Annotated in this window: 16 protein-coding genes; 8 read left to right on the top strand and 8 right to left on the bottom strand. The window is 58.7% G+C overall.

Features of this window, described 5'->3' with window-relative positions; genetic code table 11:
• The first annotated feature begins 297 nt into the window (after nucleotides 1-297).
• From BHD08_RS20195 to BHD08_RS20180, 4 genes are all read left to right on the top strand, one after another.
• Entirely contained in the window at nucleotides 298-1,641 is a 1,344-nt protein-coding gene (locus BHD08_RS20195; RefSeq protein WP_015276833.1) for a TRZ/ATZ family hydrolase, read from the top strand.
• A gap of 143 nt (nucleotides 1,642-1,784) precedes the next feature.
• Entirely contained in the window at nucleotides 1,785-2,483 is a 699-nt protein-coding gene (ubiG, locus tag BHD08_RS20190) for a bifunctional 2-polyprenyl-6-hydroxyphenol methylase/3-demethylubiquinol 3-O-methyltransferase UbiG (RefSeq protein WP_015276832.1), read from the top strand.
• Nucleotides 2,483-3,154 (top strand): N-acetylmuramic acid 6-phosphate phosphatase MupP, encoded by a 672-nt coding sequence (mupP, locus tag BHD08_RS20185; protein WP_015276831.1) that lies wholly within the window; start codon nucleotides 2,483-2,485, stop codon nucleotides 3,152-3,154. The genes ubiG and mupP overlap by 1 nt, the downstream gene beginning before the upstream one ends.
• Before the next feature lie 80 nt (nucleotides 3,155-3,234).
• On the top strand, nucleotides 3,235-3,975 hold the full coding sequence (locus tag BHD08_RS20180) for a YciK family oxidoreductase (protein WP_015276830.1): 741 nt from the start codon (nucleotides 3,235-3,237) through the stop codon (nucleotides 3,973-3,975).
• 68 nt (nucleotides 3,976-4,043) lie between these two features.
• Here the strand turns inward: BHD08_RS20180 and rluB are convergent, their stop codons facing one another.
• The 5 genes from rluB to prmB all read right to left on the bottom strand — a co-directional run bounded on the left by rluB (nucleotide 4,044) and on the right by prmB (nucleotide 9,261).
• The gene (gene rluB / locus BHD08_RS20175) at nucleotides 4,044-5,177 is read right to left on the bottom strand and encodes a 23S rRNA pseudouridine(2605) synthase RluB (protein ID WP_015276829.1); all 1,134 of its coding nucleotides are present in this window, start codon (nucleotides 5,175-5,177) and stop codon (nucleotides 4,044-4,046) included.
• Between the two features lie 113 nt (nucleotides 5,178-5,290).
• Complete coding sequence (locus BHD08_RS20170; protein WP_125024598.1) at nucleotides 5,291-5,935, bottom strand: bifunctional 4-hydroxy-2-oxoglutarate aldolase/2-dehydro-3-deoxy-phosphogluconate aldolase; 645 nt, start codon at nucleotides 5,933-5,935, stop codon at nucleotides 5,291-5,293.
• A 17-nt stretch (nucleotides 5,936-5,952) separates the two neighbouring features.
• Entirely contained in the window at nucleotides 5,953-6,666 is a 714-nt protein-coding gene (gene pgl / locus BHD08_RS20165; protein ID WP_125024596.1) for a 6-phosphogluconolactonase, read from the bottom strand.
• Complete coding sequence (gene zwf / locus BHD08_RS20160; RefSeq protein ID WP_125024594.1) at nucleotides 6,653-8,122, bottom strand: glucose-6-phosphate dehydrogenase; 1,470 nt, start codon at nucleotides 8,120-8,122, stop codon at nucleotides 6,653-6,655. The genes pgl and zwf overlap by 14 nt, the downstream gene beginning before the upstream one ends.
• A gap of 215 nt (nucleotides 8,123-8,337) precedes the next feature.
• Nucleotides 8,338-9,261 carry a 50S ribosomal protein L3 N(5)-glutamine methyltransferase gene (gene prmB / locus BHD08_RS20155; RefSeq protein ID WP_125024592.1) on the bottom strand — a complete coding sequence of 308 codons (924 nt, stop codon included), beginning with the start codon at nucleotides 9,259-9,261 and terminating at the stop codon, nucleotides 8,338-8,340.
• Nucleotides 9,262-9,561: 300 nt separating this feature from the next.
• Here prmB and BHD08_RS20150 point away from each other — a divergent pair, with 300 nt between their 5' ends.
• From BHD08_RS20150 to folE, 3 genes are all read left to right on the top strand, one after another.
• Nucleotides 9,562-10,158, top strand: coding sequence for a cysteine hydrolase family protein (locus tag BHD08_RS20150; RefSeq protein ID WP_015276824.1), 597 nt, complete (start codon nucleotides 9,562-9,564; stop codon nucleotides 10,156-10,158).
• A 140-nt stretch (nucleotides 10,159-10,298) separates the two neighbouring features.
• Nucleotides 10,299-10,856, top strand: a complete 558-nt coding sequence (locus tag BHD08_RS20145) for a Smr/MutS family protein (protein WP_015276823.1) — start codon at nucleotides 10,299-10,301, stop codon at nucleotides 10,854-10,856.
• A gap of 94 nt (nucleotides 10,857-10,950) precedes the next feature.
• Entirely contained in the window at nucleotides 10,951-11,496 is a 546-nt protein-coding gene (folE, locus tag BHD08_RS20140; RefSeq protein ID WP_015276822.1) for a GTP cyclohydrolase I FolE, read from the top strand.
• A gap of 46 nt (nucleotides 11,497-11,542) precedes the next feature.
• Here folE and BHD08_RS20135 read toward each other — a convergent pair whose 3' ends face one another.
• Together BHD08_RS20135 and BHD08_RS20130 are read right to left on the bottom strand one after the other, a co-directional pair.
• Nucleotides 11,543-12,145 carry a glutathione S-transferase family protein gene (locus BHD08_RS20135; protein ID WP_015276821.1) on the bottom strand — a complete coding sequence of 201 codons (603 nt, stop codon included), beginning with the start codon at nucleotides 12,143-12,145 and terminating at the stop codon, nucleotides 11,543-11,545.
• 46 nt (nucleotides 12,146-12,191) lie between these two features.
• A complete protein-coding gene (locus tag BHD08_RS20130) occupies nucleotides 12,192-13,358 on the bottom strand; it encodes a PLP-dependent aminotransferase family protein (protein ID WP_125024590.1) in 1,167 nt (388 codons plus the stop codon).
• Between the two features lie 80 nt (nucleotides 13,359-13,438).
• Between BHD08_RS20130 and BHD08_RS20125 the strand changes: the two genes are divergently transcribed.
• On the top strand, nucleotides 13,439-13,882 hold the full coding sequence (locus tag BHD08_RS20125; RefSeq protein WP_015276819.1) for a MarR family winged helix-turn-helix transcriptional regulator: 444 nt from the start codon (nucleotides 13,439-13,441) through the stop codon (nucleotides 13,880-13,882).
• A gap of 93 nt (nucleotides 13,883-13,975) precedes the next feature.
• Here BHD08_RS20125 and rpsA read toward each other — a convergent pair whose 3' ends face one another.
• Entirely contained in the window at nucleotides 13,976-15,658 is a 1,683-nt protein-coding gene (gene rpsA / locus BHD08_RS20120) for a 30S ribosomal protein S1 (RefSeq protein WP_003302488.1), read from the bottom strand.
• Nucleotides 15,659-15,743: the final 85 nt, after the last annotated feature.

Genomic DNA, 15,743 nt, shown 5'->3' with positions numbered 1-15,743 from the left:
GAATCCGCCATCCGTGCAACCCTTTTATTTCGCTAACCTTTTGATTTACAAGAGGTTTTGCTTAAGGACTGCGCCGGAAGTGGTGCGCATTATAGGAGCCTGAAAACTAACGTCAACCGTTTATTTCAGTTTTGTTCGGGCAGCCATTGCGGGGCTGTGCTTTTGCTTGGCGATCGCCTTGCCTGTCTATATATGTGGCAACGGCCGATCTGCGAGTTTAGGCCCACCAGCACTTCCTTCATTCTAGCCGCTTCAACCATTACACTGACGGCCCTCCCACTCAGCCAAGGTTCCCCGATGCTCCCACAATGCGATGCACCGCTAGACCTACTGCTGTTTCCTACCTGGCTTGTTCCGGTGGAACCGGCCGGGGTAGTGCTCAAAGGGCACGGGCTTGGCATTCGGGACGGACGTATCGCGCTGATAGCACCACGTGCTGAGGCGCTCAAGCAAGGCGCCATCGAAACTCAAGAACTAAAAGGAATGCTACTCGCGCCGGGGTTGGTCAATGCTCACGGGCACGCCGCCATGACGTTGTTCCGTGGACTGGCCGATGACTTGCCGCTACAGCGCTGGCTCAAAGAGCACATCTGGCCGGCCGAATCGCGCTGGGTGGATGAAGACTTCGTTCGCTGCGGCACCGAACTGGCGATTGCCGAGCAATTGAAAAGCGGGATCACCTGCTTTTCAGATATGTACTTTCATCCCAACGTGGCGAGCGAACTGGTCCATAAGCACGGGGTAAGAGCGCAGATCACCATCCCGGTTTTCGACTTCCCTATTCCCGGCGCTCGGGATGCCGATGAAGCGCTACGCAAGGGCGTCGAGCTGTTCGATGACCTCAAGCACCATCCGCGCATCACGGTTGCCTTCGGCCCGCATGCGCCCTATTCAGTGGCGGATGACAAGCTCGAGAGCATCCGTATTCTGGTGGCGGAGATGGACGCAGGCATTCACATGCACGTCCACGAGACCGCCCAGGAAGTTCAAGACGCCTTGCAAAAGCATGGAGAGCGACCGCTGGCGCGCCTGGCGCGATTGCAGCTGCTCGGCCCGCGATTCCAGGCCGTTCATATGACGCAGGTAAGCGACGACGATCTCGCGCTGCTAACCGAGCATAACTGCAGCGTCATCCACTGCCCTGAGTCCAACCTTAAACTAGCCAGTGGTTTCTGCCCGGTTGAACGAATTTGGGAGGCAGGGGTTAATGTGGCTATCGGGACGGACGGGGCCGCGAGCAATAACGACCTGGACCTTTTGGGCGAGACACGCACCGCTGCTTTGTTGGCCAAGGCGGTCGCCGGTTCGGCAACCGCGCTCGACGCGCATCGAGCCTTGCGAATGGCTACGCTCAACGGCGCCCGGGCCCTGGGCATCGAGGACCACACCGGTTCGCTGGAGGTAGGCAAGTTCGCGGACCTCGTCGCTTTCGACCTCTCCGGCCTAGCCCAGCAACCGATATACGACCCGGTGTCCCAGTTGATCTATTCCACCAGCAAAGAGTCCGCTCGTCATGTCTGGGTCGGCGGCAAACAGTTGCTCGACAACGGCCGATTGACTCGGATCGACGAGCAGCGCGTTATCGCAAACGCCTGCCAATGGGGCGACAGAATATCGAGCAAGGACCGAGGCCAAAGGTGACGAAATCGAAATTCGGCTGCACTTGCGCGACGATATGACATATGAACGAGGGGCCGTATAGGTGCCCCTACTGCATCCTGAGCTGGCAACATTCGCGTTTGCGACTCAAGCTTCTCTCTCAAGCATTCAAAACGGACCGGACCATGAGCAACGTCGACCACGCTGAAATCGCTAAATTCGAAGCCCTTGCCCATCGTTGGTGGGATCGCGAAAGCGAATTCAAGCCACTGCACGAAATCAATCCACTTCGCGTGAACTGGATAGACGAGCATGTTTCGCTGGCAGGTAAAAAGGTCATCGACATTGGCTGTGGCGGCGGGATTCTCAGCGAGGCCATGGCACAGCGGGGCGCTGAAGTCACCGGTATCGACATGGGTGAGGCACCGCTTTCCGTAGCGCGACTACATCTTCTTGAGTCGGGCCTGGAGATTGATTACCGGCAGATCACTGCCGAAGCCATGGCAGAGGAAGCACCGGAACAGTTCGATATCGTCACCTGCCTTGAAATGCTCGAGCACGTACCGGATCCGGCATCTGTCATCCGCGCCTGCTGTGCACTGGTAAAGCCCGGCGGCCAAGTGTTCTTTTCAACGATCAATCGCAATCCGAAAGCATATGCGCTCGCCATCATTGGCGCTGAGTATGTGCTTCAGCTACTCCCACGCGGCACCCACGATTTCAAGAAGTTCATCCGCCCTTCGGAGCTCGGCGCCTGGAGCCGCGACGCCGGGCTTGCCGTCAAAGACATAATCGGCCTCACCTACAATCCGCTTACCAAGCATTACAAGCTGTCTGCCGACGTCGACGTCAACTACATGGTCCAGACAATTAAGGAGGGATGATGCGCCTGCGCGCTGTTCTGTTCGACATGGACGGTACCCTGCTCGATACCGCTCCGGATTTCATTGCCGTCGCACAAGCGATGAGGGTTGCTCGTGGCCTTGCTCCCGTCCCTGCCCAACAGGTCCGTGATGTGGTGTCGGGAGGAGCGAGAGCGATGGTGCTCAGCGCGTTTGACGTCGACCCGCTGTCAGACGAGTTTGAAGAGCTCCGACTCGAATTCCTGGAGCGGTATCAGGAACACTGCGCCGTACACAGCCATCTCTACGATGGTATGGCTGAGCTGCTGGACGAGATCGAACGGTCCAATCTGCTTTGGGGCGTTGTGACCAACAAGCCACTGCGTTTCGCGGAGCCGATCATGCATCAGCTGGGCCTCGCCTCGCGTTCCGCGGTACTGGTCTGTCCTGACCACGTTGCCAGGAGTAAGCCCGATCCGGAGCCGATGCTGCTTGCCTGCAAACAGCTCGATCTCGATCCATCTGCGGTCCTGTTCGTCGGCGACGATCTTCGAGATATCGAGTCCGGTCGCGCGGCAGGCAGTAGAACCGCCGCGGTGCGCTATGGCTATATCCACCCGGAAGACAACCCAAGCAACTGGGGTGCAGACGTGGTCGTGGACCATCCGCTGGAGCTTCGGAAAGTTCTGGATCGAGCCATCTGCAGCTGTTGAAGTACCAACAGCAAGCATCTGCCCTGTTGCTCAACGAATGCTGTTGAGCGCCTATTACCTGACGATTTATGAGGCATCCGATGTTCGAATACTCCGCCCGCCCCGACCTGCTCAAAGGGCGCATCATTCTGGTAACCGGAGCTGGTCGCGGCATCGGCGAAGCAGCGGCAAAAGCCTACGCCGCTCACGGCGCGACCGTACTACTGCTTGGCAAGAACGAAGACAACCTGAACCGTGTTTATGACGACATCGAAGCGGCCGGCCATCCGCACCCTGCCATCATCCCGTTCAATCTGGAAACCGCCCTGCCGCACCAGTACGACGAGCTGGCGGCGATGATCGAGCGCGAATTCGGCCATCTTGACGGGCTGCTGCACAACGCAGCGATCGTCGGCCCGCGTACGCCACTGGAACAACTGTCCGGCGACAACTTCATGCGTGTGATGCAGGTGAATGTGAACGCGATGTTCATGCTGACCAGCACCCTGCTACCGCTGCTCAAGCTCGCCAAAGACGCTTCGGTGATATTCACATCAAGCAGCGTCGGTCGCAAAGGACGCGCGTACTGGGGCGCCTATGCGGTATCCAAATTTGCCACCGAAGGTCTGATGCAGGTACTAGCGGACGAAGTGGATGAAACCGCGCCGGTGCGCGCCAACAGCATCAACCCCGGCGCAACCCGCACCGATATGCGTGCCAAGGCGTATCCCGGCGAGAACCCGCAGGTCAATCCGCTGCCCGAAGAGATCATGCCTGTCTATCTGTATCTGATGGGGCCGGACAGCATCGGAGTGAATGGTCAGGCGCTGAACGCGCAATAGCCAAGCTCTACGGAAACAAAAACGCTGCGCAATGGCATCACACCATTGCGCAGCGCTGGATACAGCTATCAGGTGCGCTTGCTACGCCCGAAGCCCGGACGCTGACCATCGCCAGCCGGCCTTTTGCCTGGCCCTGACGGACGCCCCGCCCCGTCGTTGCGCTTGCCGCCTTTACGCGCGTCGCCCGGACGCTCGGCGACAGGTGTCCCGCGAGTCTTATCGCTACGCCCTTCGTTGACACGAGGCTTACGCCCGGCCTGATCGTCCCGCTGCACCCGCGGCTTGTCCGAGCCGGCGACATCAGCTTCAGTTGACGAGCGAAGTACACGGGGCCGACGCTCGCCTCGACCAAGCGGCTTTGCCACCTTGCGCTGCATGCGGTCGATCTTTTCCTTGGCCTTCGCTTTCATGCTCGGCAGAGCAACCGGCTTGAGGCCAACCTCCTGGCTGAGGATGTCCACTTCGCTTTGCGACATCTCGCGCCAGCGTCCCATCGGCAGATCGGACGTCATGAATACTGGACCGAAACGGACCCGCTTCAGGCGGCTCACGACCAACCCCTGGGATTCCCAAAGCCGACGAACCTCACGATTGCGACCTTCCATCACTACACAGTGATACCAATGGTTGAACCCTTCACCGCCAGGCGCTTCCTGGATGTCGGTAAAGCGTGCCGGACCATCTTCAAGCATGACGCCGGTCTTCAGCCGCTCGATCATTTCGTCGTCGACCTCCCCACGCACGCGTACCGCATACTCGCGGTCCATTTCATACGATGGGTGCATCAGGCGGTTGGCCAGCTCTCCATCGGTGGTGAAGAGCAAAAGACCGGTTGTGTTGATGTCCAGACGGCCGATGTTGATCCAGCGGCCTTCCTTTGGTCGAGGCAAACGATCAAAAACCGTTGGACGGCCTTCGGGATCATTGCGGGTGCAGATCTCGCCGTCGGGCTTGTTGTAGATCAGTACGCGTCGTACGACTTCATTAGCCTCTTCCCGCTTGAGCAGGCGGCCATCGACAGCAATGGCGTCATGCGAGTCGACCCGTTGGCCAAGGCTCGCAACTGCACCGTTGACCTTTACCCGACCTTCAACGATCCATTTTTCAACATCACGACGCGAAGCCATGCCCAGGCGGGCCAGAACCTTCTGCAGCTTTTCGCCATGAGTTACGTGTGTGCTTGTTTCTTCGTGCTCGGTCATCTGGGCACCTCCCGGTGTGGCAATCCGATTGAAAGGGCGCGAATCATACGCGCATAGCGGCAGCTACGCACCAACGACAGCGTAGCAGCGATCCGGGGCGAGGCATCACTGCACTATGCCAACGCGGCAAGGGCCTCGGCAGTGCGCTGCTGAATGCTTGGCCAGTCGCCCTCGCCGAGGCTTGTGCTATCGATCATCCAGGTTCCACCCACACACATCACGTTCGGCAGGGCCAGATAACTAGCAGCATTCGCCGCCGTCACACCGCCTGTCGGGCAAAAGCGAACGTCAGCAAAAGGACCGCCCAAAGCTTTCAATGCGGCGACACCACCGCACACCTCAGCCGGAAAAAGCTTGAACCGGCGATAGCCGAGTGCATAACCCTCCATCAGATCGGACGCACTACTGATGCCCGGCAGCAGAGGCACTGAGCAGCTCACTCCGGCCTCCAGAATCTCCCGGGTCGAGCCAGGCGTGACGATGAATTGCGCCCCAGCGGCTTCCACCTCATCCATCATCCGCCGGTCGAGCACGGTACCTACACCAACGCAGAGATCGGGCCGCTCTTCGCGCAACCGCCGAATCGCCGTCAGGCCATGACTGGACCGCAGGGTGATTTCCAGCGTGCGCAGACCGCCAGCGGCAAGCGCATCGGCAAGCGGCAGGATTTGCTCTTCGCTGCCTATCGTGATCACCGGCAGGATCCGCGCATCCACGCAGATTTTTTCAATCAGAGCGTTTTTCTGGTCCATGGTCATGCAAGAGTCCTCGGGCCTCACGGGCACCAGTAAATCTCGAGCGGAGAATGAAGGAACGCACGAATCGGCATTTGCAGCGGATCGGCATGCAATGCCGCGCGCAAGGTTTCGAGCTTGTCGGCTCCCTGGATAGCCAGGCACTGCATCCGTGCACAGGATAGAAGCGGATAAGTCATTGTCAGGCGAGCTGCAGGCTCCGCCGGGGCCTGCATTGGCAGACAACGCTCCGGACAGTCCGGTCGCAACGCATGTGCCAGGTTCGGATTTCCTGGGAACAGTGAGGCCGTGTGGCCATCGTCGCCCATGCCGAGAACAAGCACATCGATGGGCTGCTGCAGCTGCTCCAAGGCGAGCTCGGCCAGCGACGCTGCCTGAGCAAGGGAATCGGCAGGCTGATAAAGCCCGATCAGTCGAGCTTCGCGGGCAGCGTTCTGTAGCAAGTGCCGACGCACCAATCCCTCGTTGCTTGCCGGTTCACCAGTTGGTATCCAGCGCTCGTCGGCAAGGCTGATCTGAACCTTCGCCCAGTTCAGCTCTCGTTTGGAAAGCGCTTCGAGGAACGTGATGGGGCTGCGCCCACCAGACACAACCAGGCTGGCGACTCCGTGGGTTTGCACCGCATAGGCGAGCGCACCTGCGACACAATCAGCCATCAACTCGGCCTGGCACTGAGGATCTGCCGAACTGTGCGCGATAACGCCGATTGGTAGATCCAGCTCAGAGATCGCCATACCACGCCCTCCCATCACGTGTAATCAATGCAATCGAAGCGACCGGGCCCCAAGAGCCCGCCGGATACAGCTTGAGCTCCGCGCCGAGACGATTCCAGCCCTCGATAAGCTGATCGCACCATTGCCACGCATATTCGATTTCATCCCTACGGACGAAAAGGTTCTGGTTGCCTTGCATGACTTCAAGTAGCAGCCGCTCGTATGCGTCGGGAATACGGGTGCTCTTGTAGGTTTCGGAAAAATTCAGCTGCAGCGGCCCGCTGCGCAGATGCATACCCTTGTCCAGCCCCTGCTCCTTGGTCATGACTTGCAGCGAGATGCCCTCGTCAGGCTGCAACCGGATGATCAGGCGGTTGCTGATCAGCGCGCGCTGTTCGGGCGCGAAGATGTAGAAAGGCGGCTCTTTGAAATGGATAACGATCTGCGACAGCTTCTGCGCCATGCGTTTGCCGGTACGCAGATAGAACGGCACTCCCGACCAACGCCAGTTACAGATATCGGCACGCAAGGCCACGAAGGTTTCCGTGCTGCTCTGGGCATTGGAGTTTTCCTCGTCGAGGTAGCCCGGGACCGAAACACCGGCAACGTTTCCAGCTGCATACTGACCCCGAACCACTCGCTGATGGATCGACTCCGCCGTTATCGGCGCCAACGCTTTGAGTACCTTCACTTTCTCGTCACGAATGCTATCGGCAGTGAGGTTGCTTGGTGGATCCATTGCAATCAGGCAAAGCAACTGCAGCAGATGGTTCTGGACCATGTCGCGTAGCTGGCCGGCTTGATCGAAATAGCCCCAGCGCCCTTCGATCCCCACCGTCTCCGCTACGGTGATTTCGACATGGGAGATGTGGTGCTGGTCCCACTGCGTTTCGAACAGACTATTGGCGAACCGCAGTGCAATCAGATTCTGAACGGTTTCCTTACCTAGATAATGGTCGATGCGATAGATGCGGCTCTCCGGAAAATGCTCCGCAACCGCATCGTTGATGCCCTGTGAGGAATGCAGGTCGTGCCCGATAGGCTTCTCCAGCACGACTCTTGCCTGCTCGGCCAGCCCTACCGAGGCGAGGGACGTGCAGATTTCTCCATATACACCCGCAGGTGTCGCGAAATAGGCGATCAAAGGGCACTCGGCCGGGACTGATTCGCGCAGTGCTACGTAATCCTCTGGCCGGCGAAAATCCATCGAAATGTAATTCAGGCGCGCACTGAAACGCTCCAGCGCGCTTTCATCAAGTTCGGCGGCAGGAACTCGCATACGCAGAGCCTGGACGATCCGCGCCTCATGCACCGCAGGCTCGCCACCCTCGCGCGACAGCGCCAGAATCCGTGTGTCGGGATGCAGAAGACCGGCTCGGTCCAGCTGATACAAGGCTGGAAACAGCTTGCGCAGCGCCAGGTCGCCCAGGGCGCCAAACAACGAAAAGGTGATGGATTCTACCGTGATGCCTGGCATGGTCCGTCCGCTTGAGTGCTGAGTCAGTGGCATGCAGCGCGCATGACGATGATCATCCGATCAAACAAACCGGCACTTCAGATCATCGCTACATGCAACAGACCTGCTTCACGAGACAAATGCTCAGAAGAAACGACGAGATTAGACCAGCTCGCTAGCCCACTTTTTCAGCCAGACACCTGTTCGTCGCGCAGCTACCGGTTCTGGTCCGCAGCTCAATGCTTCTCGAGGCGAGAGCGAAACAGCGCCTGGTGCTTACGGCACTGCTGCGCGGCCAACAGGAACACCCCATGCCCGCCGCGTGAAAATTCCAGCCAGGTGAAATCCACTTCCGGATACAGCGCCTGCACATGAATCTGACTGTTACCGACTTCGACGATCAGAGTGCCGTCATCAGTCAGATGGTCCGCTGCTTCGGCAAGCATTCGACGCACCAGATCGAGACCGTCTTCACCACACGCCAGCCCCAAGGCGGGCTCATGGTGAAACTCATCAGGCATATCGCCGAAATCTTCCGCATCGACATAAGGAGGGTTAGAGACGATCAGATCGAAACGCTGATTGGGCAAGCCATCGAAACCATCGCTTTGCACGGTGTAAACGCGGTCCTCAAGGCCATGTTGCTCGACGTTGCGGTTGGCCACCTCGATCGCATCGAACGACAGGTCCGCCAACACCACCTCTGCTTCGAGAAACTCGTACGCGCAGGCAATGCCGATGCAACCCGAGCCAGTGCACAGATCGAGTATCCGCTTCGGTGTACCAGGCAGCCACGGTTCGAAGCGATGCTCGATAAGCTCACCAATCGGCGATCGAGGAATCAAAACGCGCTCATCGACAATGAACGGCAAGCCACAGAACCAGGCCTGCCCTAGTAGATAAGCGGTCGGCACGCGCTCCTCGATGCGCCGATGTAACAGGTTCTGCAGGTGTTCGCATTCATCCTGTTCCAGGCGACAGTCCAGGTAGCTATCGGACATTTCCCACGGCAAATGCAACGCGCCCAGCACCAATTGCCGGGCATCGTCCCAGGCGTTGTCGGTGCCATGGCCAAAGAAAAGCTGCTCCGCCTGAAAGCGGCTGACAGCCCAGCGAATATAGTCACGCAGGGTACGCAAGCGAGAGAGCGAAGCGGTCACAAGGGCGTCTCCTGAAAAAAGTGCGCGAGTTTAACAGGCATCGGAAAATCCGAGCTACGGCGGTGGTTGCCGGACCGTGGTTCGCCAGCAATGTTTAAGACAGCTTTGTAAATGCCCAATTCGTTGCGAGCGTTCGCTGGCCACTGGCAGTACCCTTCGGCACGGAATTTTTGTGGCAGTCCGAGCCTAAGACCGCGACCGCGCAGTCATTTGCCGGCCAAGCGAAACAATCGGCTGGACAGTTCACATCGGCGCGTTCAGGCGCCACAATCAGCCCCCTCACAGCACAAGGAGCCGACAATGACCAAGCCACAGACCATGCTTCAGCTCAGTGGCCGTAGCTATAACCCGGCGACGCTGACGAATGCCACCCTGCTGGTCATCGACGTGCAGGAGGAATACCGCAGCGGTGTTCTGGCCTTGCCTGCCCTGGATCGGGCACTTCCGGAAATCACCCGTCTGCTGGCAGCAGCGCGCGAAGCCGGCGCGCCGATCGTACATGTGCATCACCTCGGCATCAGCGGTGGCCTTTTCGACCCACAGGGCTTTCGCGGACAGATCATGCCTGAAGCCGCTCCGCTGCCTGGCGAGGCCGTGGTTGCCAAGCGTCTTCCGAATGCCTTCTCCGGTACAGAACTGCATGAACTGCTGCAGAAACTGGGGCGTCTTGATCTGATCGTTTGCGGATTCATGACCCACTCGAGCATCAGTACCACCGTTCGCGCTGCCAAGGACTATGGCTATCGCTGCACATTGGTCGATAGCGCGTGCGCCACGCGCAATCTGCCAATGGGCGACGGCAGTATCGATGCCGAGCAGGTCCACCGTATCGAGATGACTATCCTGGCGGACAATTTCGCCGTTTGCGTCCAGGACGTAGCGGCGCTTGCTCGCTAGGCGCTTACCTCGCCGTGCTATCTACGCCACTTAATCGCCTTTTGCCGACAACAGCTGTCTCGACAAATAAGTGCCTGGACGGAACGCGTATCCGCCAGGCGCAGTGGCTGGGGTAAACTGCCTGCCTGTTTGGAGGCTCCATGCAAGACGACGACTTTTCCCTTTTCCAATCTGCCGTGCGCGGCGTCAAACCGATCAAGCACGACCGTGCCGAGACGGGCAAGGCACGTAGCAATCGCGAGCAGATCGCCACCCGCCGCAGCAATGCCACCGTAAGCAATGACACGACTCGCGTCGATGGCCTGTCGGATCAGTTCGTCATCGACGTAGGTGCCGAGGACGAACTGTACTGGGCTCGCGACGGCGTGCAAGACAGCCAGGTCCGCAAACTCAAGGCCGGTCAGATTCCATTCGAAGGCAGCCTCGACCTGCATGGCATGAGTGTCGAGAAGGCGCGCGAACTGTTATGGGACTTCATCGCAGAAGCAACACGGCTCGAAGTACGCTGCGTCCGGGTCACCCATGGCAAGGCCGCGCGCCTGGATGGCAAGCGGCCGCTGATCAAAAGCCACGTCAACACCTGGCTGCGGCAACACCCTCAGGTGCTTGGCTTCACGTCCTGCCTGCCACGCCATGGCGGCACCGGTGCCATTTACGTGATGCTCAAGCGCACCATGCTCGAAGGCAGGGACGAGTGAACAGACCCAGCAGATCACTCGGAATACTTGCCAGCCAAGCGGCCGCCCCCTACCCTTCGCGTTCGCGACCTCATGAAGCCTGACAGGTAGTTCAATGTCCCTGGAACAACACTACACCGCGATCCTTGGCCAACTTGGCGAGGACGTTAGCCGCGAAGGCCTGCTCGACACGCCCAAGCGCGCGGCCAAAGCCATGCAGTATCTGTGCAAGGGCTATCAGCAGACCCTTGAAGAAGTCACCAACGGTGCGCTGTTCAGCTCGGACAATAGCGAAATGGTGCTGGTCAAGAATATCGAGCTGTATTCGCTGTGCGAGCATCACATGCTGCCCTTCATCGGCAAGGCTCATGTTGCTTATTTGCCCAACGGCAAGGTGCTTGGCCTGTCGAAGGTGGCCCGGATCGTAGACATGTATGCGCGTCGCCTGCAGATTCAGGAGAACCTGACCCGTGAAATCGCCGAGGCGATGCAGCAGGTTACCGGTGCATCAGGTGTCGCGGTGGTCATCGAAGCGCAACATATGTGCATGATGATGCGCGGCGTCGAGAAGCAAAATTCATCGATGGTCACATCGGTGATGCTCGGCCAGTTCCGCGAGAATGCAGCAACTCGCAGCGAGTTTCTCGGCCTGGTCAAGTAAAGCCGACTGCACAGTAAAACAGGGCCCTTGCGGCCCTGTTTTTCGTTCAATCGTACATACCGACATGCCGCGGATGGCTGGCGACGCGTTGGAGCCACTGGCGAATCGCAGGATAGCCGTCCAATTTAAACCCGCCTTCCTCGGCGACATGCGTATAGGCATATAGCGCAACGTCGGCGATCGAATAATGCTCCCCGACCAGGTAAGGCGTGCGCAGCAGTTGCTGCTCCATCACGTTCAGTGCGTGATAGCCGTCCAGCTGCTTGGCCTCGTACTCTTCGCGTCGGTCCTCCGGCATACCGAGGTAGACCTTGATGTAACGGGCCACTGCCAGGAAGGGCTCGTGGCTGTACTGCTCAAAGAACTGCCACTGCAGCACCTGGGTGCGCAAGCGCGGGTCAGTCGGCAGAAACTCACTGCCCTCGGCCAGATAGTTCAGGATGGCATTCGACTCCCAAAGACAGGTGCCATCTTCCAGTTCCAGAACCGGAATCTTGCCGTTCGGATTCTTCTTGAGAAACTCCTCGGAACGGGACTCGCCCCGCAGGACATTGATCGGAATCCATTCATAAGGCTGGTCCAGCAGATGAAGCATCAGCTTGATCTTGTAGCAATTACCCGACCTGTAATCGCCATAGACTTTCAACATGGTCTCCCCTCCCGATCGACCCGCGTTGCGGGTCAGCAATAACCTCTCAGGCAGCTTCCCGCACACCGGCTTCGCGAATGACCTTCGCTAACCGGCACAATCCTTCCGCCATTCGCTCGCCCGCAACATGGCTGAAATTCAGTCGCAGGTAACCAGGGTTCGCGTCCGGATCGACAAAGAACGGCTCACCGGGCATGAACACGACGTCTTCAGCCAGCGCCTGATTGAGCAGGGTCCGTGTGTCCAGCGGCTGCTTCAGCGTCAACCAGAAGAACAGTCCGCCCTGCGGCAACTCCCAGGTCGCCAGGTCGCTGAAGTGCTCGTCCAAAGCTGCCTGCATGGCATCACGACGGACCCGGTAGAACTCACGCAACTGTTCGAGATGCGCCTGGTAATGATCGCTGCCCAGCCATTGCAGCGCCTGCCATTGTCCGATCCGATTGGTATGCAGATCGGCGGATTGCTTAAGCCGCAGCAGATAAGGAAACAGGTCCGGAGACGCAATCAGGTAGCCCACTCGCAAACCGGGCAGCAGCGTCTTGGATACCGTGCCCGTGTAGATCCAGCTGGCCCGCTTGAGACGCGACACGATGGGCCTGGCGCTGCCCTGATCGAATACCAGCTCGCGGTACGGCTCGTCTTCCAGCAGCGTCACGCCGAACTCATCCAGCAATGCAGCGACGGCATCACGCTTGTCTTCGCTATAGCGCACGGCTGAGGGATTCTGGAAGGTCGGGATCAGATAGGCGAAAGCTGGCGCATGCTGCTCCAGCGTGGCGCGCAAGGCAGCCAGATCCGGCCCATCAGCCTGTTGCGGCACCGCCAGACAATGTGCGCCGAACAGCTGGAAGGATTGAAGTGCCGCAAGATAGGTCGGCGCTTCAACCAGCACCTCTGTGCCCACGTCGATAAACAATTTCGAGGCAAGGTCCAGCGTTTGCTGCGAACCACTGACGATCAGCACCTGACTGGCCTCGCAAGGCACGCCCAGCGCTCGCGCCTGGGCCGCGATGGCCTCGCGCAGAGCGGGCTCCCCCTCGCTCATGCCGTACTGCCCCATGCTCGCCGGCAATTCAGCCCAATCGACCGTCGGCAGCATCGCCTCCGCCGGCAGCCCACCGGCAAAGGACATCACTTCCGGGCGCTGGGCTGCGGCGAGGATTTCACGAATGAGAGAACTTTTAAGACGAGTAATGCGTTCGGAGAAGGCCATTTCCATACCAGATGCGAGGCGCTGCAAAATAAGTCAAACTTCTTGACCGAAATTACGCCTCTCACAATAAATACGTCAATATGCCTGACCTAAAAAAAAGCGCAGTGCAGCGCCAGATAATGGAAAGCTTCTTTCTCGGCTATCAGGCCTTCACGGCCAAGCCTGACGAGATGCTGGCCCGTCGAGGCCTGTCACGCGTGCATCACCGCATCCTTTTTTTCATCGCCAGCTATCCCGACCTGAGCGTCAAGGAGTTGCTTAGCTACCTGGGCGTCTCCAAGCAGGCGCTGAACACACCGCTACGCCAGCTGATCGAAATGCATCTGGTGGAGAGCCTTACGGCAGAGGATGACAAGCGTAAGCGTATGCTGCGCTTTACCGCAGAGGGGGCGAAGTTGGAACAAGCGCTGCGTCGGGAACAGGTCAGACTGCTACAGCGCGCCTTCGATGATGCGGGTGAACAAGCAGTAGACGGCTGGCTCGCGGTCAACCAGGCGCTCGCCGTGGAAAAGGCCAGAGGCTAGCAGCCTTCACGGAGCCCGGCCGCTTCACCACGCCGGAATCGCGGGCACAAAAAAGGGCGCCCGGAGGCGCCCTTTTTCATGAAGAACCCGAACTTAGTTCTGGTTTTCCATCTGAGCACGGATCAGATCACCAATGGTGGTCGGGCCAGTGCTTTCTACGTCCTGCTTGGTGCGCAGCTCTTTCATCGCATCCTTTTCGTCTTCGACGTCTTTGGACTTGATGGACAGGCTGATCACGCGGGACTTGCGGTCGATGCTGATGATCTTGGCTTCGACTTCGTCGCCTTCCTTCAGCACGTTGCGCGCATCTTCAACGCGGTCACGGCTGATTTCGGAAGCTTTCAGGGTAGCTTCGATATCGTTACCCAGATCGATGATGGCGCCCTTGGCGTCAACTTCTTTCACGGTACCGCGAACGATGCTGCCCTTGTCATTGACAGCGGCGTAGTTGGAGAACGGATCGTCTTCCAGCTGCTTGATGCCCAGGGAGATGCGCTCACGCTCCGGGTCGACCGACAGGATGACGGTATCCAGCTCGTCGCCCTTCTTGAAGCGGCGAACGGCTTCTTCACCCGGCTCGTTCCAGGAGATGTCGGACAGGTGAACCAGACCGTCGATGCCGCCGTCCAGACCAATGAAGATACCGAAATCGGTGATCGACTTGATGGTGCCGGAGATGCGGTCGCCCTTGTTGAACTGGCCAGAGAAGTCTTCCCATGGGTTGGACTTGCACTGCTTGATGCCCAGGGAGATGCGACGACGCTCTTCGTCGATGTCCAGAACCATGACTTCCACTTCGTCGCCGACCTGAACGACCTTCGACGGGTGGATGTTCTTGTTGGTCCAATCCATTTCGGAAACGTGCACCAGACCTTCGACGCCTTCTTCCAGCTCGGCGAAGCAGCCGTAGTCGGTGAGGTTGGTGACGCGAGCCTGAACGCGGGTACCTTCCGGGTAGCGAGCCTTGATGGCAACCCATGGGTCTTCGCCCAGCTGCTTCAGACCCAGCGATACACGGTTGCGCTCGCGGTCGAACTTCAGCACCTTGACATCGATCTCGTCGCCAACGTTGACGATCTCGGACGGATGCTTGATACGCTTCCAGGCCATGTCGGTGATGTGCAGCAGACCATCAACGCCGCCCAGGTCAACGAACGCACCGTAGTCGGTGAGGTTCTTGACGATACCCTTGACCTGCTGACCTTCCTGCAGGGACTCGAGCAGAGCTTCGCGCTCGGCGCTGTTCTCGGCTTCCAGCACGCTGCGGCGGGAAACGACAACGTTGTTGCGCTTCTGGTCCAGCTTGATGACCTTGAACTCGAGCTCTTTGCCTTCCAGGTGGGTGGTGTCGCGCACAGGGCGGACATCGACCAGCGAACCCGGCAGGAACGCACGAATACCGTTGACGTCGACGGTGAAGCCACCTTTGACTTTGCCGTTGATGACGCCCTTGACCACTTCTTCTGCAGCGAAAGCCGCTTCCAGAACAATCCAGGATTCCGCGCGCTTGGCTTTTTCACGGGACAGCTTGGTTTCGCCAAAGCCATCTTCAACCGCGTCCAGAGCAACGTGGACCTCGTCACCCACCTTGATGGTCAGCTCGCCCTGCTCGTTGTAGAACTGCTCGACCGGGATGACGCCCTCGGACTTGAGGCCGGCATGCACGGTGACCCAGTCACCGTCGATGTCGACCACGATGCCGGTGATGATGGCGCCCGGCTGCATGTCGAGGGATTTAAGGCTTTCTTCAAAAAGTTCTGCGAAGCTTTCGCTCATGTTGATTCCTGCTGTTTTCAGGCGAGGATCCGCCCAATCTCCACATTCCAGACAATGTGGGTTCATTCATATAAAAAAAGGCCTG

The sequence above is a fragment of the Pseudomonas sp. SCT genome (assembly GCF_003864275.1).
Lineage (GTDB): Bacteria > Pseudomonadota > Gammaproteobacteria > Pseudomonadales > Pseudomonadaceae > Stutzerimonas > Stutzerimonas stutzeri_AE.
The sequence above is the reverse complement of the archived record's forward strand: the minus strand, read 5'-3'. Positions and strand labels throughout refer to the sequence as shown.

What these genes read in the sequence shown, in the direction of transcription:
- BHD08_RS20170 (WP_125024598.1), bottom strand. Translation starts at nt 5,935, where the DNA reads ATGACCATGGACCAGAAAAACGCTCTGATTGAAAAAATCTGCGTGGAT.
- rpsA (WP_003302488.1), bottom strand. Translation starts at nt 15,658, where the DNA reads ATGAGCGAAAGCTTCGCAGAACTTTTTGAAGAAAGCCTTAAATCCCTC.
- BHD08_RS20195 (WP_015276833.1), top strand. Translation starts at nt 298, where the DNA reads ATGCTCCCACAATGCGATGCACCGCTAGACCTACTGCTGTTTCCTACC.
- mupP (WP_015276831.1), top strand. Translation starts at nt 2,483, where the DNA reads ATGCGCCTGCGCGCTGTTCTGTTCGACATGGACGGTACCCTGCTCGAT.
- BHD08_RS20150 (WP_015276824.1), top strand. Translation starts at nt 9,562, where the DNA reads ATGACCAAGCCACAGACCATGCTTCAGCTCAGTGGCCGTAGCTATAAC.
- BHD08_RS20180 (WP_015276830.1), top strand. Translation starts at nt 3,235, where the DNA reads ATGTTCGAATACTCCGCCCGCCCCGACCTGCTCAAAGGGCGCATCATT.
- ubiG (WP_015276832.1), top strand. Translation starts at nt 1,785, where the DNA reads ATGAGCAACGTCGACCACGCTGAAATCGCTAAATTCGAAGCCCTTGCC.
- BHD08_RS20125 (WP_015276819.1), top strand. Translation starts at nt 13,439, where the DNA reads ATGCCTGACCTAAAAAAAAGCGCAGTGCAGCGCCAGATAATGGAAAGC.
- BHD08_RS20145 (WP_015276823.1), top strand. Translation starts at nt 10,299, where the DNA reads ATGCAAGACGACGACTTTTCCCTTTTCCAATCTGCCGTGCGCGGCGTC.
- BHD08_RS20130 (WP_125024590.1), bottom strand. Translation starts at nt 13,358, where the DNA reads ATGGCCTTCTCCGAACGCATTACTCGTCTTAAAAGTTCTCTCATTCGT.
- folE (WP_015276822.1), top strand. Translation starts at nt 10,951, where the DNA reads ATGTCCCTGGAACAACACTACACCGCGATCCTTGGCCAACTTGGCGAG.
- rluB (WP_015276829.1), bottom strand. Translation starts at nt 5,177, where the DNA reads ATGACCGAGCACGAAGAAACAAGCACACACGTAACTCATGGCGAAAAG.
- zwf (WP_125024594.1), bottom strand. Translation starts at nt 8,122, where the DNA reads ATGCCAGGCATCACGGTAGAATCCATCACCTTTTCGTTGTTTGGCGCC.
- pgl (WP_125024596.1), bottom strand. Translation starts at nt 6,666, where the DNA reads ATGGCGATCTCTGAGCTGGATCTACCAATCGGCGTTATCGCGCACAGT.
- BHD08_RS20135 (WP_015276821.1), bottom strand. Translation starts at nt 12,145, where the DNA reads ATGTTGAAAGTCTATGGCGATTACAGGTCGGGTAATTGCTACAAGATC.